Here is an 18,728-nt window from a genome sequence, read left to right as displayed (position 1 = left end):
GGGTTAGGTAATGAAAAGTCGAGACTTTTTTATCTCAGATGCCAAAACTCCGCTTGTGTATGCACCAAACTCTGGTTATTGTCCGTTCTGTCCCTGCTTGGTAGATCATGGAGCTCTCAACCGTGTCCCCCCTCTCGACCTCACCCGCAGATCGCCCTACAGATCAGCCCGCGGATCACGCCAGTGCGCACACCGCCGACCTCGTCGTCTTCGGCGGGACCGGCGACCTGTCCATGCGCAAGCTGATCCCGGCGCTCTACCACTGCGACAGGGACGGCCGGCTCTCCCATGAATCCCGCATCATCGCCATGTCCAGGGGCGGGCTGACCGACGCCGACTTCCGCGGCAAGGTGGACGCCGAGGTGCGCGACCAGGTGCCGGCCGACGACCAGGCCGGCTGGCAGCGGTTCCTGGGCCGCCTGCACCACGTCTCGGTCGACGTCGGCGCAGGCACCGGAAGAGACGCCGGCGGGGCCGACGGAGCGGGCTGGGGTGCGCTCACCGCGCTGCTGGCCGGGCACGAGCAGCGCGATCGCGTGTTCTACCTGGCCAGCCCGCCCCGCACGTTCGGACCGTTCTGCCGCGAGCTCGACCAGGCCGGGCTGGTGACGCCGCGCTCGCGCGTGGTCCTGGAGAAGCCCCTGGGCCACGACCTGCCGAGCGCGCAGCGCATCAACGACGAGGTCGGCGCCATCTTCGACGAGCACCAGATCTTCCGCATCGACCACTACCTGGGCAAGGAGACCGTCCAGAACCTCCTGGTCCTGCGCTTCGCCAACGCCTTCCTTGAGCCGATCTGGAACTCGTTGTGGATCGACCACGTCCAGATCACCGCGGCCGAGACCGTCGGGACGCCCGGCAGGCGCGGCTACTACGACCACGCCGGCGCGCTGCGCGACATGGTGCAGAACCACCTGCTCCAGCTCCTCACGCTGACCGCGATGGAGCCGCCCGCCCGCAGCGACCGCGAGGCCGTACGCGACGAGAAGGTCAAGGTGCTGCAGGCGCTGCGGCCGATCACGGGCACCGAGGTCGACCGCTTCACCGTGCGCGGCCAGTACGTCGGCGCGGACGGCATGCCCGGCTACCTCGACGAGCCCGCCTCCACGCCGCCGACCGAGGCGTCGCGGCGGGTGGAGACGTTCACCGCGATCCGGGCCGAGGTGAAGAACTGGAGGTGGGCGGGGGTGCCGTTCTACCTGCGCACCGGCAAGCGGATGCCGTACCGGCGTTCGGAGATCGTGGTGCAGTTCAAGGACGTGCCGCACTCCATCTACCCCGGCGGCGCACCGAACCGCCTGGTGCTGCGGCTGCAGCCGGAGGAGGGCATCCGGCTGCACATCATGGCCAAGGAGCCGGGCGCGGGCGAGGTGACGCCGAAGCCGGTGCCGCTGTCGCTGAGCTTCGGCGAGACGTTCACGACGCGGGTGCCGGAGGCGTACGAGCGGCTGCTGACCGACGTGCTGGCCGGGAACCCGACGCTGTTCATGCGGCGCGACGAGGTGGAGGCGGCCTGGCGCTGGATCGACCCGATCCTGCACGCCTGGGAGTCGCAGGCCGACGTGCCCGAGCCCTACCCCGCGGGGACGACCGGCCCCGCGGGAGCCCACGAGCTGCTCGGCCGCAGCGGTCGTGCGTGGCACGAGGAGGACGCGTGAACGAGCGCGGCGGGCCGACCACCGGACCGGTCCTCGGGCGGTTCAGCGGGCCCGCCATCCGGCCGGCCACCTGGTCTGCCATCGGGCCGGTCGTCGGGCCGGTCATCGGGCCGGTCAGCGAGCCGGTCAGCAGGCCCGTCGTCGGGCCGGTCATCACACGGAGCGACCTCGGGTTCCCCGGCCCGACGAAGGAGCGTGCATGAACCCCGTCATACAGGAGATCACCGACCGGATCGCCGAGCGGAGCGCCGCCAGCCGGACCGCGTACCTCGCGCGGATCCGCCGTGACGGCGAGGCCGCGCGGGCGAAGGGGCCCGCGCGGGCGCACCTCGGCTGCGCGAACCTGGCGCACGGCTTCGCGGGCGCGCCGGGCGAGGACAAGCCCGCCCTGCGCGGCACGGCGAAGCCGGGCGTGGCCATCGTGACCAGCTACAACGACATGCTCTCCGCGCACCAGCCGTACGAGACGTACCCGCAGGAGCTGAAGGCGGCCGTGCGCGGGGCCGGGGGCGTTGCGCAGGTGGCGGGCGGGGTGCCCGCGATGTGCGACGGCATCACGCAGGGGCGTCCCGGCATGGAGCTGTCCCTCTACAGCCGCGACGTGATCGCCATGGCCACCGCGATCGCGCTGTCGCACGACATGTTCGACGCGACGCTGCTGCTGGGCGTGTGCGACAAGATCGTGCCGGGGCTGTTCATCGGGGCGCTGCACTTCGGGCACCTGCCCGCGCTCTTCGTGCCGGCCGGGCCGATGACCTCCGGCCTGCCGAACAAGGTCAAGGCCCGCACCCGGCAGCTGTTCGCCGAGGGCAAGGTGGGCAGGGACGAGCTGCTCGACGCCGAGGCCAAGTCGTACCACTCCCCCGGCACCTGCACCTTCTACGGCACCGCCAACTCCAACCAGGCGCTGATGGAGGTCATGGGCCTGCACCTGCCGGGCTCGACGTTCGTCAACCCGCACACCGAGCTGCGCCACGCCCTGACCGGGGCCGCGGGACGCAGGGCGGTGCGGATCACCGCGCACGGCGGGGAGTACACGCCGATCGGCGAGGTGGTCGACGAGAAGGCCATCGTGAACGCCTGCGTCGCCCTGCTGGCGACCGGCGGCTCGACCAACCACACGCTGCACCTGGTGGCCATGGCGGCCGCCGCGGGCATCGTGCTGACCTGGGACGACCTGGCCGGTCTGTCGCGGGTGGTGCCGTCGCTCACGAAGATCTACCCGAACGGCCAGGCGGACGTGAACCACTTCCGCGACGCCGGCGGCATGCAGGTGCTCATCGGCGATCTGCTGGACGAAGGGCTGCTCCACGCCGACGTGCTCACCGTCGCCGGACGCGGCCTCGACCGCTACCGCGAGGCGCCTGTCCTGGTGGACGGCGAGCTGCTCTGGTCGCCGGTGACCGGCGGCAGCGCCGACCTGGACGTGCTGCGTCCCGTCGCCGCGCCGTTCGCCGCGGACGGCGGGATCCACATGGTCGAGGGCAACCTGGGCCGCGCCGTCAGCAAGGTGTCGGCGGTCAAGCCGGAGCACCTGGTGATCGAGGCGCCGGCCAAGGTCTTCGACGACCAGCTCGATCTGCTGAAGGCGTTCGAGGCGGGCGAGCTGGACGGGCAGGACTTCGTGGCGGTCATCCGCTACCAGGGGCCCAGCGCGAACGGCATGCCCGAGCTGCACAAGCTGACCTCGCCGCTGGGCGTGCTGCTCGACCGGGGGCAGCGGGTGGCGATCGTGACCGACGGGCGGATGTCCGGCGCGTCCGGCAAGGTGCCCGCGGCCATCCACCTGTCGCCCGAGGCCGCCGACGGCGGGCCGATCGCGCTGGTGCGCGACGGGGACGTCGTCAGGCTCGACTCGGCGGCGGGCGTCCTGGAGCTGCTGGTGCCCGCCGAGGAGCTGGCCGGTCGTACGCCGGAGGGGCGGCCGCTGAGCGACGCGCAGTGGGTGGGGACGGGACGCGAGCTGTTCGCCGCCTTCCGCCGCATGGCGGGGCACGCGGAGCAGGGGGCCGGCATCTTCGGGGTGAGCGGCGCCGAGTCGCCGCACCACGGCCCCGGGCTGGGGTTCCCCGCCGAGGCGGGCTCCTCCCACCTGGAGGCCGGCGCCCCCGTGGCCGCCCGCCCCGCCGGACTGGCCCGGTGACGCGCCGGCGACGGCGCGCGACCGTACGGGACGGCGGAAGCGGGACGGTGAAGGGCGCGCGGCCGTCAGGGCCGGCGCGGAAGGCCGTGGCATCCCGCCGGGTGAGGCGAGCGATCCTGACGCCGCCCGTGGACGCCGGAGGTATGCGTGAGTGCCTTTGACCTTCCCTGGCTCGTCGCCGACATCGGGGGGACCAACGCCCGGTTCGGCCTGGTCACCTCGATGGGGGCGCGGCCGTCGAACGTCGCGGTCCTGGCGGGGTCGGCGTACGCCACGCTGCCGGAAGCCGTGGACTCCTATCTCGCGGAGCACGCGGCCGGGGCGCGGCCGGGGGCGGTCTGCCTGGCCGTGGCAGGGCCGGTCGACGGCGACCGCTACCGGCTCACGAACTCCCCGTGGGCGGGGTCCGTGCGCGACCTCGACGTCCCGTACGCGCGGCTGCTCAACGACTTCGAGGCGCTGGCGGTGTCGCTGCCGCACCTGGAGGGCGATGACCTGGTGCACCTGGGCGGCCCCGGCCTCTGCCACGGTGTCAAGGCCGTGCTGGGGCCGGGCACCGGGCTGGGCGTGGGCGGTCTGGCGCCTTCGGACGGCGGCTGGACGCCGATCCCTGGCGAGGGCGGGCACGTCACGGTGCCGGTGGTGGAGCGGCGCGAGTTCGAGATCGTACGGGTCCTCCAGTCGCAGGGGCTGGCGCACGTCGTCGCCGAGCACGTGCTGTCCGGGCCGGGCCTGGTCCGGCTGCACCGGGCGCTGGCCCAGGTGAACGGGGTCGCCGCGCCCGAGCTGACCGCCTCGGACATCGTGGCCGGGCTCGACGACTCGTTGTGCGCCGAGACGGTCGAGGTGTTCTGCGGGATGCTGGGCGGCTTCGCGGGGAACGTGGCGCTGACCCTGGGCGCGAGGGGCGGGGTCTACCTGGGCGGCGGAGTGCTGCCCCGTATCGTGGAGCGCGTGCGTGCCGGCGGCTTCCGTACGCGGTTCACCGCCAATCCCGACATGGCGGACTACCTTTCCGCCATCGGGACGGCGCTGATCGTCGCGCCGCAGCCGGCGCTGACGGGCGCCGCGGCCTGGCTGAGCCGGCGCGCGCGCAGGGAACCGGTGGGTTGAGGCCGTATCCCCCGAGGGTTCGGACGGCCTCGCTGGAAGCGCGGGCCGGAAGCATCAGTCCGGAAATATCAGTACGGAAGGTCCCCATGCGGGGCCGACGAGGAGAAGAACGTATGAGTAGCCTGCTCGATCTCGCCCCGGTGATCCCCGTCGTGGTGATCGACGACGCGGAGAGCGCCGTGCCGCTGGCCAGGGCCCTGGTCGCCGGAGGGCTGCCGGTCATCGAGGTGACCCTGCGCACGCCGGCCGCCCGCGAGGCGCTCGCCAGGATCGCCGCGGAGGTGCCGGAGGCGACCGTGGGCGCCGGAACGATCCGGACTTCTGCCGATATTTCAGCATCGGTGTCAGCCGGGGCCAGGTTCCTGGTCTCGCCGGGCACCACCCTGTCGCTGGTCGAGGCGCTCGACGCGAGCGGCGTCCCCTACCTGCCCGGCGCGGCCACCGTGTCGGAGGCGATGGCGCTGGCCGAACGCGGGATCAAGGAGCTCAAGTTCTTCCCCGCCGAGGCCGCGGGCGGCGTCCCCTACCTCAAGTCGCTGGGCGGGCCGCTGCCGGACGTGCGCTTCTGCCCGACGGGCGGCATCCGGGCGGACACGGCGGCCGCCTACCTCGCGCTGCCCAACGTGGGCTGTGTCGGCGGCACCTGGCTGACCCCGGCCGACGCGCTCGCGGCGGGCGACTGGGGCCGGATCGAGAAGCTCGCGTCGGAGGCCGCCGCGCTGAGGTAGCGCCCCGGAAGCGGGCGTACGCCCGCAGGCCCGACCAAAGACCTAAAACCGCTGTGACGTGGACATTTACGGATCCGCGAAGATCATCAGACCACGTTGACCGGGTATCAACGAGTGGTCAACCGGGTAGGTCAAGGCATGCACAATCGCGGCCCCCGGGAAGCCCCTTTCGCTCCTCGGAAAGCGAAAGGACAGTCATGCCGACACAGACGGCCGGTCACGGGCAGCACGTCACGGACGACCGCCGGGCCGCGCAACCGGGCAGCCTGGAACGCGGGATCGACATCCTCCTCGCGCTCAGCGTGGCCGCCCGCCCGGTGAGCCTGTCGGAGCTGTGCCGGCGCACGGGGCTGCCCAAGTCGACCGCGCACCGCATCCTCGGCGTGCTGTGCGGCCGCGAGCTGGCTCGACGGGTCGGCAACGGCTACGTGCCCGGCGAGCTGCTGGAGACGATGGCCGGCACCGCCCGCGCCCTCGTGCCGGGCACCCGCGCGGTGGTGCTGCCGTACCTGCTCTACCTGTACGAGGCCACCCGGCAGACGGTGAACCTCGCCGTGCCGGCCGGCCTGGAGGCCCGTTACGTCGAGCGCCTCTACGGTCACAACCGCGTCGGCTCGCGCTCCGACGGCACCGACCGGGCGCCGCTGCACTGCACGGCCATGGGCAAGGCGCTGCTGGCCTTCGATCCCCGGCTGCGCCACGAGCTGATCGCGCGCGGCCCCTTCGAACGCTGGACGCGCCGCACCGTCACCACCCTGACCGCGCTGGAACGCGAGCTGGCCCAGGTCCGCAGGCACGGCGTGGCGTACGCGCAGGAGGAGTACACCGAGGGCGTGGCCTGCGTGGCCGCGCCCGTGTTCGGGCCCGCGGGCACGGTGTGCATGGCGCTGGGCGTGGCCGCGCCCGCGCACGCGGCCCAGCTCGCCAGGCTCGGCATCTCCGTGCGCGGCGCCGCCCAGGCCATCTCGGCCGCGCTCTCCCCCTCCAGCTGCTCCTGGCCGCCGCGCGTCCCGTGAGGCCGGAGGCGTTCCGGTCACCGGAACACCTCCGGCGCACGCGGCGGCAGGCGTTCCGTTGACCGAAACCCCGGATTGCGAACGGGGCCCCGCGGCGATCACATCGGCATATGAACTTCCTCCCCGCTCCGGCCATCCAGGAGGCGCCCGCGGGCTCAGGGCCGAGGGCCCACCAGGCCAGGACCTCGCGGGCGCCGGCCGGGCTCCGGGAGGCCGCGCGTGCCTAGAGGGCTGCCCAGGGCCACCGCGCTGGAGAGCCTGCGCCTCAAGGCCGCCCTCGTCCCGCCCGGCACGCCCCACCTCACGCCCGGACGCGACCTGCTGCGCTCCCGCACGCTGCTGTCGGAGCTCGAAGCCCGGTACGGCGGCCGCCCCGTCCTGGTCCGCGGCCCGCGCGGCCCTGCGCTGCTGATCATGTCCAAGCGCGACGCGCTGCGCGTGCTGGCCGAGGACGACGAGGCGTACGCACCGGCCGTCGAGACACGCCCCCTGGGCCTGCCGACGGACGTGCTGCGCCCCGCGTTCATCGAGATCGCCCGCGAGGAGGCCAAGGAGCTGACCGAGGGCGTGGTGGACTACGCGCGGCTCAACGGCCGCTGGCAGCGCGTCGCCCGGCGCTGCGTCTACGGGGACGGCGCGGCCGGCGACGAGGAGCTCACGCGGCTGCTGGCGGACCTCACGCGGGCGGGACGGCTGCGGGCCAGGCGGCGCCAGCAGCTCCTGTCCGGACGCTACGACGCCCGGATCATCGACCACCTGCGCCGCGCCGAGCCCGGCAGCCTGGCCGGGCTGATCGCCGAGACCCCCGGGCAGGCCGAGTCGCGAGGGCTCATGCAGGCGGCGTTCTGGCTGATGGGGCTCGGCGTGACCGCGCCCGGGCTGATGCAGACCCTCGCCCTGCTGGCCGCACACCCGGCACACCGCAAGGCGGCCCGCACCGACCCCTGCCATCTGCGCGCCTGCCTGCGCGAGGGCCTGCGCCTGTGGCCGCCCGTGCCGGCGCTGACCCGCCTCACCACGGTGGAGACCTCCTGGTACGGCGCCGCCCTGCCCGCGGGCACCACCGTCATGGTGCCGATGGCCGTCCACCAGCGCAGTCCGCGCCTGCCGTACGCGAACACCTTCGCTCCCGAGATCTGGCTGGACGGCACCGCCGCGAGCGAGTGGTGGGCCAGACCCGGCTGCGAGGGCGTGCACCTGACGCTCGTCGTCGGCACGGCCTTCCTGGCGGGCATCCTGCGCGGCTCGCGGCCCAAGCCGGTCGGGCGGCTCGTCTCGCCGCACCGGCCGCTGCCCCACACGCTCGATCTCGCACGGCTGCGGGTGACGATGATCCCCGCGCGCCGCAAGCCCGCTCACGCCTAGTGGCCGACGAGTAGGCCCTTCCTCCGTTAGAGTCTTGGGGTACAAACGGGATGCCGTGCGGCTGAACGGTGCGGGTCGCGGCATGACGACCGGCCGGGGCGGAGGATCGGGTCGGGTTGAGACGGGATGACGACGGCGAGAGGACGGCGACGTTGGGGCGCTCCGCTGGCTCTCCGCTGAAGCCGGACGATCCGCCGGCGATCGGCCCCTATGAGCTGCTCAGCCGTCTCGGCTCCGGCGGCATGGGGGTGGTCTACCTCGCCAAGGCCGCCGACGGGTCACGGGTGGCGCTCAAGGCGATCCGGCGCGACTTCACCGCCGACCCGGTTTATCGCGCGCGCTTCCACGAAGAGGTGTCCAACGCCCGCAAGGTGGCGTCGTTCTGCACGGCGCGGGTGCTCGACCACGGCGAGGACCGCGGCCGCCTCTATCTCGTCACCGAGTTCATCGACGGCATCTCCCTCGAGGACCACCTCATCGAGCACGGAGCGTTGTCGCCGTCGGTGCTGCACGCCGCGGCCGTCGGCGTGGCCGCCGCGCTGACCGCCATCCACGCTGCCGGGCTGGTGCACCGCGACCTCAAGCCGGCCAACGTGATGCTGACGCTGGCCGGGCCGCGGGTGATCGACTTCGGGCTGGCGCGCTCGACGCACGTCGACTCCCGGCACACCAACGCCGGCATGGTGATGGGCACGCCCGGGTGGATCGCTCCCGAGCAGGTCTTCGAGGGGCGCACGAGCCCGGCGGGCGACGTGTTCGCCTGGGGCTCCCTCATCGCGTACGCGGGGCTCGGCGGGCACCCGTTCGGCGAGGGCGACGCCTACGTGATGGCGGCCAGGGCCCGCACCGCGCCTCCCGACCTGCGAGGGCTGCCTGCCCCGCTCGACCGGCTGGTGGCGGCGGCCATCCATCCCGACCCGGCGCGGCGGCCCGCGGCCAGGCAGCTGCTGCTGGAGCTGGTGGAGGCGGCCGACGAGCCGGCCGCGCAGCTGGCCGCGACCAAGCACCTGACCAACGCGTGGAACCCGTCGGAGTTCGGGCCGCTGATGCCGCGGGCTCCGCACCGCCCGCCGCCCGACCGTGCCGCGCCGGGATCGCCCCCTCCGCACCGCCATCCCGAGGCCGCCCGCCGCGGCCCGCAGCAGGTCCCGCCCGCCGAGCGGACGGGCCCCACCCCCGGCTCCAGCCGGAGCCCGCAACCGCCGCCGGCAGAGCGCACGGGGCCCACGGCGACCGGGCAGGGCCGCCTGCCGCATCCCGAACGCACAGGACCCACGGCGACCGGCCAGGGCCACCTGCCGCATCCCGAGCGGACGGGGCCGCTGCCGCACACCCCACGCGGTCCGCAGGCGCCGCATCCCGAGCACACCGGCCCGCTCGCCACCGGACGCGGGCCGCTGCCGCACCACCGGACCGGCCAGGCGCCGCCGCACCACACCTTCACCGGCCCCGTCACCGGCACGGGGACCGGGCAGGGCCCGCTGCCCGGCTACCGGCCGCCCGAGCGCAAGCGCAGCGTGTTCGGCGGCTGCCTGACCGTCCTGGTCGTCGCGGCGGTGCTGCTGGTCCTGCTGCTGGCCGTGCTCGCCTGGGTGTTCCGCCCTCCTCCCGCGGCCGGTGCGGACGGGCCCGTGCAGGACGGCAAGCTGAAGTTCGCCGTGACGAGCACGAAGTGTTCCAAGCCCGCGAAGTCCGCGGCCGAACGGGTCTGCCGGATCGGCGTGACGATCGACAACGTCGGCCCTGACGCCCGCGTGCTCTACCCCGGGCAGCAGAAGCTGATCGACGAGGACGACGCGTCGCACCCCGGCATCAGGCTGCTCGACGAGGCGGGCAAGGAGATCACGCCGGTCCGGATCGAGGCAGGGCGGTCGTTCACCGGCGCCCTGGTGTTCGAGCTGGCCAAGGGGCGCACGCCCGTGGGGCTCGAGGTGCACGACTCGGGGTTGAGCGCGGGCGCGCGGATCAACCTGCGCGACCGGCCCGACGCCGCCGCCCCCGGCACCCGTCACCATCCGTCGCCCGCCTGACCCGCCCGCCTCACGAGCCCGCACCGCTGCCGGACCCGACCGCACCGCGACGCCCGCGCACCGTCCGGAGAACGAGCCCGCGCCATGTGCCGGAAGCGCCCGCGCTCGCCTGCGCCGGCACCGCCTGCCGGCCGAGCTCCGTCGTCCGCCGGAGGCTCCCCCTCGCGTGGCAGGCCGGACGGCGGCATCGGTGGTCACTCACCTCGATCGCCGCTGGACGAGGGCGGCCATGGCGGGACCGCGGTCATGCGGCCCGGCGACGCCGGTGGAGGGGTCAGAAGCCCTGGGACGGGGAGACCACGCCTTCGAGCGGGGCGCCTTCGGCGAAGCGGCGCACGTTGGCGGTGACGCGTTCGGCCAGGCCGCGCCAGTAGGCCTCGCGCGGGTTGGCGCAGTGCGGTGTGATCAGGGCGTTGTCCAGCTCCCACAGCGGATGCCCGTCCGGCAGCGGCTCGGGGTCGGTGACGTCGAGGGCGGCGCCCCCGATGTGGCCCGCGCGCAACGCGTCCACCAGGTCCTCGGTCACCACGAGCCCGCCCCGCGCGACGTTCACCAGCCAGGCGTCCGAGCGCATGAGGCCGAACTCGCGCGCCCCGAACATCCCGCGGGTCTGCGGGGTGGCGGGCGCCGCGACCACCACGTAGCCGGCCTCGGGCAGCGTCTCGCGGTAGCGGGCGCGCGGCACGATCTCCGCCGCCCCCGGCGCCTCTCCCCTGTCGGTGACCGCCAGGACCCGGCAGCCGAACGGCTCCAGCATCGGCATGAGCGCCCGCCCGATGCCGCCGAAGCCGACGATCGAGACCGTCGAGCCGGCGAACTCCTTCGAGGTGTTGGGCCCCCACGAGGTGGCCCTGGCGTGCCGGTGCAGGCCGCGCGCGGCCGCCAGCATCAGTGCCAGCGCGTGCTCGGCCACGGCCGGCCCGTAGGCGCCCGCGGCGGCGGTGAAGACCGGATGCTCGGTGATGACCCCCGCGGCCGCCCATCGTTCGACGCCCGCGTGCGGCAGTTGCACCCAGCGGACGCCGCCGTGGATCATCGCCCGGATCTCCGCGGGCTCGTCGCTGCCGTAGTAGACGATCGCCTCGGCCCGCTCCAGCGGCACGACCTTGCCGCCCGCCCGCTCCACGGCCTCGATGAGGACGGGCACGGGCTCGGGGCCGACGTGGACGGCGACGGTCATGATGGATCCTCCTGATAGCCGAGATGCTCGGAGATGGCGCCTGCGCACCGGCGCACCGGCGGGAGCAGGGCATGCAGGGCGGCGCGATCGGCCTGGGCGCGCAGCGCGGTCAGCGAGACCGCCGCGGTCACGTCGCCGAATGCGTTGCGCACGGGCACGGCCACGCAGTGGACGAACTCCTCGAACTCCCCCTCATCGGCCGCCCACCCCCGCTCACGCACGGCCCGCAGCTCCTGGTCGAGCGCGGCCCTCGTGATCAGCGTAGCGGGAGTGTACGGGGTGAACTCCCAGCCCTCCAGCACCTCGTCGGCGTGGGCGGCGGGCAGGTGGGCGAGGATCGCCTTGCTCACGCCCGCCGTGTGCAGGGGGACGGGCCGCCCGATGCGGGCGTACATGCGGACGGGGCCGGGCGGCGAGAGCTTGTCGACGTAGACGATCGTGCTCTCGCGCAGGGCGGCCAGGTGGACGGTGTGGCCGGTCGACTCCTGCAGCGCGGCGAGGTGCGGGTGGGCGAGGTCGCGCAGCCCGAACTGGCCGCCGGCGCGGGCCGCCAGCGCGGCGAGCCCGCGCCCCGCGCCCCACGTGCCGTCAGGCAGCCGCCGGACCAGGCCGGCCTCGGCGAGCGTGTGGAGCAGGCGCAGCGCGGTGGTGCGGTGCACGCCGAGCCGGTCGCCGATCTCCGCGAGGCTGCGCGGGCCGTCGCACGCCAGCTGGAGGATCGTGGTCGCCCTGCTCACGGTCTGCGACATCAGGCTCTGCCCTTTACAACGGTGTTGACACGACCGAATACCTGCAGCAGGGTAATGGTATCACCATTAATTCGCAGTGTGCATATGTTGCACAGGAGGTCACGGGATGAGCGTCGGCGAGCTGGAGCGAGAGACCATGCGCCGGGTGACCGGCCGCCTGATGCCGCTGATCGTCGTCTGCTACATCGTGGCCTACATCGACCGGTCCAACGTCTCGGTCGCCGCCCTGAGCATGAACGAGGCGATCGGGCTGACCGCCGCGCAGTTCGGGCTCGGGGTCAGCATGTTCTTCGTCACGTACGTGATCTTCGAGGTGCCCAGCAACATCGTGCTGGCCAGGATCGGCGCCCGCCGCTGGATCGCGCGCATCATGATCAGCTGGGGGATCGTGTCGGCCTGCATGGCCCTGGTGCAGGGCGAGAAGTCGTTCATCATCGTGCGGTTGTTGCTCGGCGCCGCCGAGGCGGGGTTCACCCCGGGCATCATCTGGTATCTGGCCCGCTGGTTCCCCGCCAGCCACCGGGGGCGGGCGATGGGCCGCTTCTACGTCGGCGCCGCGCTGGCCACCGTCATCGGCGCGCCCATCAGCGCCTTCATCATGAAGATGGACGGGTTCCTCGACGTCGCCGGATGGCAGTGGCTGTTCGTCATCGAGGGCCTGCCCGCCGTCGCGCTCGGGTTCGTGGTGCTGAGGTTCCTCACCGACGAGCCGCGCGAGGCCGGGTGGCTGCCCGAGCGCGGGCGCACGTGGCTCGTCGAGCGGCTCGCGCGCGAGCAGGCGGAGATCGACGGCCAGCGGACGGTCTCCGTGCGGCAGGCGCTGTCCAGCCCGGGGGTGCTGCTGCTGGCGCTGTTCTTCTTCCTGTACTCCTTCAACAGCATCGGGCTGACTCTGTGGATGCCGCAGGTGATCCAGGGCGGGTTCGGCGAGCCGAGCGATTTCGTGAGCGCGCTGCTGACCGCGGTGCCGTACGCGCTGGCCGTGGTGGCGATGGTGCTCGTGGCGCGCGGCGTCGACCGGCGGGGCAGGCACGCGCTGCACATGGCGGTGCCGATGGCGGCCTCCGGGGTGATGCTGGTGGGCAGTGTGCTGGCCGGGCCGGGCGTGCTCGGGTTCGCACTGCTGGCGCTGTCCACCGGTGCCGCGTGGTCGGCCGTGCCCGCGTTGTGGGGCAGCGCCACGTCGTTCATGACGGGCGTGGCCGCGGCGGCCGGGGTGGCCCTCATCAACTCCGTCGCCAACATCGCGGGCCTGGCGGTCACGCCGCTGATCGGGGTGATCAAGGAGGCCACGGGGTCGTTCGACGCCCCCCTGCTCGTCATCGCGGGGGCCATGTTCCTGGGGGCGGTCGTGGCGATGGCGTCGGCGCCGTTCACGGCGCCCGGACGGCTGGCCGCCGAGACCGCCGCCCCGAGCGAGCGCGACCCCGCCTGACCCCCCGCGACCCCGCCCGCGCGGGCGTGTCCGTGCCTGCGCCGGCGCTCTGGCTAAGCGAGCGTGGTGTCGCCGTCGAGAAGGCGTTCGACCTCGTCGCGGGCTGACTCCACGATCGAGCGCACCGCCTCGGCGGCCTCCGCCCTGCGGCCCGCCGCGACGGCCTCGGCCACGTCGAGGTGCCGCCTGACGGCGGCCGTGTCGAGCCGCTCGGGCAGGAGCAGCAGGTCGCGCCGGGCCTTGAGCAGTTCCTCGGTCACCTCGGCGAGCTGGGCGAACATGCCGTTGCCCGACGCGGCGAGCAGCACGCGGTGGAAGGCGGCGTCGGCCGCCACCAGCCCCTCGCTGTCGCCGTCGCGCGCCGCGCTCGTCAGTGCCTGCGCGTGGGCGATCAGCTCCTGCCGCACGCCCTGCCCCGCGAGGCCGGCGGCCAGCGCCGCGGCGGCGGGCTCCACCGCGGCGCGCAGCTCGGCCAGCTCGCGCAGCTGCGCCGCGCGCCCCGGCGAGGCGAGCCGCCACCGGATCACCTGGGGGTCATAGAGGTTCCAGGCGCTCATCGGGCGCACGGTGACGCCGATGCGCGGCCGGCTGGTGACCACCCGCTTGGACTCCAGCACGCGCACGGCCTCGCGGGCGACCGTGCGCGAGACGGCGTACCGCGCCTGGACGTCCTCCAGGCGCAGCACCTGACCGGCGCGCAGCTCACCCGCCGCGAGCGAACCGCCGATCCTGTCGACCACCTGCCCGTGCAGGCCCTGTAGCTCCACGCCGCTCTCCGTCGCTGGTAAAGGTCGCTCATGTGAAGGGACGCGGGCCGGCCCGCCGGCGATCATGCCGCGGGCGCCAGCCCGAACTCCTCGACGAACCGGTCGATCATCCGGTGTTCCTCCTCGTCGAGCCGGTGGCCGGGGGCCCGGCAGTGCGCCGAGCCGATCCAGCCGCGCCGGCGCGAGATCTCCTTCTCCGCGGCGACGATCAGCTCCACGCCCTGCATCCAGTAGGACAGGTAGGGCAGCATGCGGGTGTGCAGGGCCAGCGCCCCCTCTTCGTCGCCGCTCTCCCAGCGCCGCCACAACTCCACGTAGAGGTCGGTGAACGAGCAGCCCGGCTGCACACCGACCGCGCCGCGGCGCAGCGCGTCGGGCAGGTGCAGCCCGGCGTAGCCGACCAGGGCGGGCAGCGGCCGCTCTCCCTCCGCCAGCGCCGCGACCATCCGGCCCGGCGGCGCCGACTCGACCTTCACCCAGCGCAGGTTGGGGTGCTCGGCGGCGAGCCGGTGCAGGGTGCCGGCGTCGAGCGCGGTGCCGGTCTGGGCGGGGGCGTACTGGAGCACGACCGGCAGCGGCGCCACCGCGGCCAGCACCGCGCGCACGTGCGCCAGCACGGCCTCGCGGGAGGGGCTCATGAAGTGCGGCGGGAGCAGGTTGATCGCGTCGGCGCCCCGCTCGGCGGCGCGTACGGCCTGCGCGACGGCGTGATAGGTGGCGTGGTCGGGGATCGAGACGATCGCGGCCACGTCGTCGCGCGGGCGGGTGACGTCGAGCAGCAGGGTGGTGAGCAGCTCGCGCTCCGCGTCGTCGAGTTTGTGGAACTCGCCGGCGAAGCCGGGGAACATGACCGACGTGACGCCCGTGGCCAGCACCTCCGCGGCCACCCTGGCGAAGCCGTCGGGATCGAGGGCGCCGTCGTCGTGGAAGGGCACCTCCAGGACGGGCGAGACACCGCGTACGAGATCGAGCACGGCTCAATCGTACTATCACATTACTGAGGAGCGGCTCTCGCGAGCAGCAGCGCCTCAGTGATCGGCGACTCGTGCGTGCCGGTGACCGTGCAGGCGTGCGCCCCGGCGATCGAGCCCAGCCGCACGCACTCCTCCAGCGGCCTGCCGTGCGCCGTGCCGTACAGGAAGCCGGAGACGAACGCGTCGCCCGCCCCGTTGCTGTCGGCCGCCGGGCCGGGCAGCGGCGCGGCCGGGAAGGCGCGCACGCCGGAGCCGCGCGTGAGGACGAGACAACCGTTGGCGCCGCGCGTGCACACGACCGTGTGAGCGCGCCCGTGCGCGATGAGGTCGCGCATGGCCGCGACCGGATCCGGCAGGGCGGCCTCCGACATGAACACGAGGTCGGCGCGGTAGGCGAAGTCCTTGTGGTAGTCGGCGGCGCCGTCCCAGTCGTGCAGATCGGTGGAGATCGGGACGCCGTCGAAGTCGTCGAGGGCGTGGCGGCAGAAGTCCATGATCGACACGTGCACGTGCCGGGGGCGTACGTCCGCGTAGAGCTCGCGCGCCAGGCGCTCGCCCGGCGTGACCTTCGCGTCGTAGAACGAGGTGCGGCGGCCGTCGGGCCCCACGAGCAGGACGCTGCGCCGGGTGCCCGCCTCGGCGTGCCCCCAGCGGCACTCGACCGCGTCCAGCGCCCGGCGGACCAGCGCGCCCTGCGGGTCGTCACCGATCAGGTCGGCGAACGCGACTGCGAGGCCGAGCGCGTGGCAGCCCAGCGCCACGCCCGCGCCGGTGTTGCCGATCCGGTCGACGACCGGCGGCACCTGGTAGGTGTCGCGGTAGGGAAGCGGCAGCTCGGGCACGTAGACCGTCGTGTCGACCCCGGCGCCCCCGAGGACGAGGATGTCGCGGGTCACCGGTTGACCAGGGGGCCCGAGCCGGTGGAGCCGCGGACCACGAGCTCCGGCTGGAAGATCAGCTCGACGTGTCTGGCGGGGGCGCCGTTGACCTCTTCGAGCAGCGTCTGCACGGCCGCCGAGGCCATCGCGCCGATCGGCTTGCGCACGGTGGTCAGCGGCGGGTCGGTGAAAGCGATCAGCGGCGAGTCGTCGAACCCCACCACGGACACCTCACCCGGCACCGACAACCCCCTCTGCCGGCAGGCGCGGATCGCGCCCAGCGCCATCAGGTCGCTCGCGCACACGATGCCGGTGCAGCCGCGGGCCAGCAGTTGCGTGGCGGCCGCCTGCCCGCCCTCGACGGAGAACAGCGAGTGCGCGATCAGCTCGTCGACGTCGGAGGTGGCGAGCAGCTGCGCCATGGCCTGCTTGTAGCCCTCGATCTTCCTGATCACGGGGACGAACCGGTGGGGCCCCAGCGCGATGCCGATGCGCTCGTGGCCCAGGTCGACCAGGTGCTGGACGGCCAGCCGCGCGGCCAGGCGGTCGTCGGGCGAGATGAAGGGGGCGTCGATGTGCTCGCTGTAGCCGTCGACCAGCACGATCGGCAGCCCGCGATCGGTGAGGCGGGTGTATCGGTCCATCCGCGCGGTGGTGTCGGCGTGCAGGCCCGACACGAAGACGATCCCGCTGACCCCGCGATCCACGAGCAGCTCGGTGAACTCGTCCTCGGGAGCGCCGCCAGGAAGCTGCGTGCACAGCACCGGCGTGTAGCCGTGCTGGGTCAGCGCCTTCTCGATGGCCTGGGCGAACGCGGGGAAGATCGGATTGTCCAGCTCGGGCGTCACCAGGCCGATCAGCCCGTTGCTGCGCTGCCGCAGCCGGGGTGGCCGCTCGTAGCCCATGAGGTCGAGCGCCGTCATGACCGCCTGGCGGGTGGCGGCCGAGACGCCGGGTTTGCCGTTGAGCACCCGGCTGACCGTGGCCTCACTCACCCCGGCCTGGGCGGCGATGTCGGCTAGGCGAGCGTGACCGTTCATGCCTCACACTTTACTTTCCACCACGCCGCCGAATCGGCCGCGCCGGGGACGTCGGAGGCCAGCAGGAGCTCCCCGTCGACCTCGAAGTCCACGGGGTCCGCGGTGAGGTTGACCGTGCAGGCGAACGCGCCCCTGGAGAAGACCAGCGTGCCCGCGGGCGACTCGTGCCAGGTCAGCTCGCCGCGGAGGTCACGCCGCAGGCGCAGCGCCGTACGGTAGAGCTCCAGTGTCGAGCCGGCCACGCCCTGCTGGGCCTGCACGCTCAGCTCCCCCCACTCGTCGGGAATGGGCAACCACGGGAGCGTCCAGCCGGACTCGCGCGTCCACGGCATCGGGACGCGGCACCCGTCCCGGCCGCTGTCGGGGTCGCGCAGCCGCTGCGGGTCCTGGCACAGCTCCGGCGGCAGGTCGAGCACCTCCGGCAGGCCGAGCTCCTCGCCCTGGTAGACGTACGCCGAGCCGGGCAGGGCGAGCGTGAGCAGCGCGGCGGCGCGGGCTCTCGCCAGGCTGCCGTAGCGGGTGACGTGCCGCTTGACGTCGTGGTTCGACAGCACCCAGGTGGTGGGGGCGCCGACGGAGCCGGCCGTGGCCAGCGAGGAGTCGATCACCTCGCGCAGCTCGGCCGCGTCCCAGGGGGCGAACAGGTAGTGGAAGTTGAACGCCTGGTGCAGCTCGTCCCGGCGGACGTACCGGGCCAGCCGCTCGGGTGTGGGGGCCCACGCCTCGGCCACGCCGATCCGCTCGCCGGGGTAGGAGTCCAGCACGCGCCGCCACGAACGGTGGATCTCGTGGACGCCGTCGTTGTCGAAGAACGGCACCGGCTCCCTGCCCACCATCGTGGCCTGGTTGCCGCGGCCGATGTCGGGCAGCCCTTCCGGCTTGACCATGCCGTGCGCCACGTCCACCCGGAAGCCGTCGACGCCGAGGTCGAGCCAGAACCGCAGGATCGACTCGAACTCCCCGCGCACCTCGTCGTTGTCCCAGTTGAGGTCGGGCTGGGCGGGGTCGAACAGGTGAAGGTACCACTGCCCGTCCTCGACCCGCGTCCACGCCGGACCGCCGAAGATCGACTCCCAGTCGTTCGGCCGGTCGCGGAAGATGTAGCGGTCTCGGCCCTCGCCGCGCAGCGCCTGCTGGAACCAGGGGTGGGCCGAGGAGGTGTGGTTGGGGACGACGTCGACGATCACCCGCATCCCGAGGGCGTGCACCTCGTCGATGAGCGCCTTCGCGTCCGCGAGCGTCCCGAACAGCGGGTCGACGTCGCGGTAGTCGGCCACGTCGTAGCCGAAGTCGGCCATCGGCGAGGTGTAGAACGGGGTCAGCCAGACGGCGTCGACGCCGAGCCCGGCCAGATACGGCAGGCGATCGCGAACGCCGATCAGGTCGCCGACTCCGTCACCGTTGCCGTCGGCGAAGCTGCGTACGTAAACCTGGTAGATCACGGCGTCGCGCCACCATGCGGTCATAGTCTCCCCCGGTACGTTTCGACCATGAAAGCTCTTTCCGCAAGTTTGCGCAAGCCCTTCCACACCCCTAATAACCGGAAATCAATGCCTACGGATGCCCATAACCCCCGACCGAAACGCAACTGAACGAGATTCTTTACATCAAGGGTGGACATGTACCGTTAAGGCGCGATGTACTACCTCATC

The 18,728-nt window shown here is 73.3% G+C and carries 16 protein-coding genes; 9 read left to right on the top strand and 7 right to left on the bottom strand.

All coding sequences use genetic code 11. The features are described 5' to 3' along the window. The first annotated feature begins 122 nt into the window (after nt 1-122). From zwf to ACZ6SA_RS13205, 8 genes are all read left to right on the top strand, one after another. On the top strand, nt 123-1,658 hold the full coding sequence (gene zwf, locus ACZ6SA_RS13240) for a glucose-6-phosphate dehydrogenase (protein ID WP_347647310.1): 1,536 nt from the start codon (nt 123-125) through the stop codon (nt 1,656-1,658). Further along, nucleotides 1,655-1,861 carry a hypothetical protein gene (locus ACZ6SA_RS13235; RefSeq protein WP_465828045.1) on the top strand — a complete coding sequence of 69 codons (207 nt, stop codon included), beginning with the start codon at nt 1,655-1,657 and terminating at the stop codon, nt 1,859-1,861. The genes zwf and ACZ6SA_RS13235 overlap by 4 nt, the downstream gene beginning before the upstream one ends. Continuing rightward, nucleotides 1,858-3,801: a phosphogluconate dehydratase gene (gene edd / locus ACZ6SA_RS13230; RefSeq protein ID WP_347647309.1), complete on the top strand. Its 1,944-nt coding sequence runs from the start codon at nt 1,858-1,860 to the stop codon at nt 3,799-3,801. The genes ACZ6SA_RS13235 and edd overlap by 4 nt, the downstream gene beginning before the upstream one ends. 147 nt (nt 3,802-3,948) lie before the next feature. Next, entirely contained in the window at nt 3,949-4,914 is a 966-nt protein-coding gene (locus ACZ6SA_RS13225) for a glucokinase (RefSeq protein ID WP_347647308.1), read from the top strand. Between the two features lie 113 nt (nt 4,915-5,027). Then, the gene (eda, locus tag ACZ6SA_RS13220; protein WP_347647307.1) at nt 5,028-5,642 is read left to right on the top strand and encodes a bifunctional 4-hydroxy-2-oxoglutarate aldolase/2-dehydro-3-deoxy-phosphogluconate aldolase; all 615 of its coding nucleotides are present in this window, start codon (nt 5,028-5,030) and stop codon (nt 5,640-5,642) included. A 197-nt stretch (nt 5,643-5,839) separates the two neighbouring features. After that, nucleotides 5,840-6,658, top strand: a complete 819-nt coding sequence (locus ACZ6SA_RS13215) for an IclR family transcriptional regulator (protein ID WP_465828042.1) — start codon at nt 5,840-5,842, stop codon at nt 6,656-6,658. Between the two features lie 219 nt (nt 6,659-6,877). Beyond that, a complete protein-coding gene (locus ACZ6SA_RS13210; RefSeq protein ID WP_347647305.1) occupies nt 6,878-8,023 on the top strand; it encodes a cytochrome P450 in 1,146 nt (381 codons plus the stop codon). A gap of 152 nt (nt 8,024-8,175) precedes the next feature. Further along, nucleotides 8,176-10,053: a protein kinase domain-containing protein gene (locus ACZ6SA_RS13205; RefSeq protein WP_465828039.1), complete on the top strand. Its 1,878-nt coding sequence runs from the start codon at nt 8,176-8,178 to the stop codon at nt 10,051-10,053. A 274-nt stretch (nt 10,054-10,327) separates the two neighbouring features. On the opposite strand, the gene ACZ6SA_RS13200 is transcribed toward ACZ6SA_RS13205, so the two are convergent. After that, a complete protein-coding gene (locus ACZ6SA_RS13200) occupies nt 10,328-11,233 on the bottom strand; it encodes a D-isomer specific 2-hydroxyacid dehydrogenase family protein (RefSeq protein ID WP_347647302.1) in 906 nt (301 codons plus the stop codon). Further along, nucleotides 11,230-11,982, bottom strand: a complete 753-nt coding sequence (locus ACZ6SA_RS13195) for an IclR family transcriptional regulator (protein ID WP_347647301.1) — start codon at nt 11,980-11,982, stop codon at nt 11,230-11,232. Before ACZ6SA_RS13195 ends, ACZ6SA_RS13200 begins: the two co-directional genes overlap by 4 nt. A 106-nt stretch (nt 11,983-12,088) precedes the next feature. Between ACZ6SA_RS13195 and ACZ6SA_RS13190 the strand changes: the two genes are divergently transcribed. Further along, a complete protein-coding gene (locus ACZ6SA_RS13190; protein WP_347647300.1) occupies nt 12,089-13,417 on the top strand; it encodes an MFS transporter in 1,329 nt (442 codons plus the stop codon). A gap of 53 nt (nt 13,418-13,470) precedes the next feature. On the opposite strand, the gene ACZ6SA_RS13185 is transcribed toward ACZ6SA_RS13190, so the two are convergent. The 5 genes from ACZ6SA_RS13185 to ACZ6SA_RS13165 all read right to left on the bottom strand — a co-directional run bounded on the left by ACZ6SA_RS13185 (nt 13,471) and on the right by ACZ6SA_RS13165 (nt 18,542). Then, nucleotides 13,471-14,184, bottom strand: coding sequence for a FadR/GntR family transcriptional regulator (locus ACZ6SA_RS13185; protein ID WP_347647299.1), 714 nt, complete (start codon nt 14,182-14,184; stop codon nt 13,471-13,473). A gap of 62 nt (nt 14,185-14,246) precedes the next feature. Continuing rightward, nucleotides 14,247-15,158 carry a dihydrodipicolinate synthase family protein gene (locus tag ACZ6SA_RS13180; protein ID WP_465828036.1) on the bottom strand — a complete coding sequence of 304 codons (912 nt, stop codon included), beginning with the start codon at nt 15,156-15,158 and terminating at the stop codon, nt 14,247-14,249. A gap of 20 nt (nt 15,159-15,178) precedes the next feature. Next, nucleotides 15,179-16,054, bottom strand: a complete 876-nt coding sequence (locus ACZ6SA_RS13175) for a carbohydrate kinase family protein (protein ID WP_465828034.1) — start codon at nt 16,052-16,054, stop codon at nt 15,179-15,181. After that, nucleotides 16,051-17,076 (bottom strand): LacI family DNA-binding transcriptional regulator, encoded by a 1,026-nt coding sequence (locus ACZ6SA_RS13170; RefSeq protein WP_347647296.1) that lies wholly within the window; start codon nt 17,074-17,076, stop codon nt 16,051-16,053. The genes ACZ6SA_RS13175 and ACZ6SA_RS13170 overlap by 4 nt, the downstream gene beginning before the upstream one ends. Next, nucleotides 17,073-18,542 carry a glycoside hydrolase family 13 protein gene (locus ACZ6SA_RS13165; RefSeq protein WP_465828031.1) on the bottom strand — a complete coding sequence of 490 codons (1,470 nt, stop codon included), beginning with the start codon at nt 18,540-18,542 and terminating at the stop codon, nt 17,073-17,075. Before ACZ6SA_RS13165 ends, ACZ6SA_RS13170 begins: the two co-directional genes overlap by 4 nt. Nucleotides 18,543-18,728 lie beyond the last annotated feature (186 nt).

Source organism: Nonomuraea sp. NPDC049378 (assembly GCF_055586745.1).
This window is presented reverse-complemented; position numbering and strand designations above follow the sequence as displayed.

Bases quoted from the DNA above. Each gene is read 5' to 3' on its own strand.
- ACZ6SA_RS13165 (WP_465828031.1), bottom strand. From the start codon at position 18,542: ATGACCGCATGGTGGCGCGACGCCGTGATCTACCAGGTTTACGTACGC.
- ACZ6SA_RS13190 (WP_347647300.1), top strand. From the start codon at position 12,089: ATGAGCGTCGGCGAGCTGGAGCGAGAGACCATGCGCCGGGTGACCGGC.
- ACZ6SA_RS13195 (WP_347647301.1), bottom strand. From the start codon at position 11,982: ATGTCGCAGACCGTGAGCAGGGCGACCACGATCCTCCAGCTGGCGTGC.
- edd (WP_347647309.1), top strand. From the start codon at position 1,858: ATGAACCCCGTCATACAGGAGATCACCGACCGGATCGCCGAGCGGAGC.
- ACZ6SA_RS13215 (WP_465828042.1), top strand. From the start codon at position 5,840: ATGCCGACACAGACGGCCGGTCACGGGCAGCACGTCACGGACGACCGC.
- ACZ6SA_RS13200 (WP_347647302.1), bottom strand. From the start codon at position 11,233: ATGACCGTCGCCGTCCACGTCGGCCCCGAGCCCGTGCCCGTCCTCATC.
- ACZ6SA_RS13170 (WP_347647296.1), bottom strand. From the start codon at position 17,076: ATGAACGGTCACGCTCGCCTAGCCGACATCGCCGCCCAGGCCGGGGTG.
- eda (WP_347647307.1), top strand. From the start codon at position 5,028: ATGAGTAGCCTGCTCGATCTCGCCCCGGTGATCCCCGTCGTGGTGATC.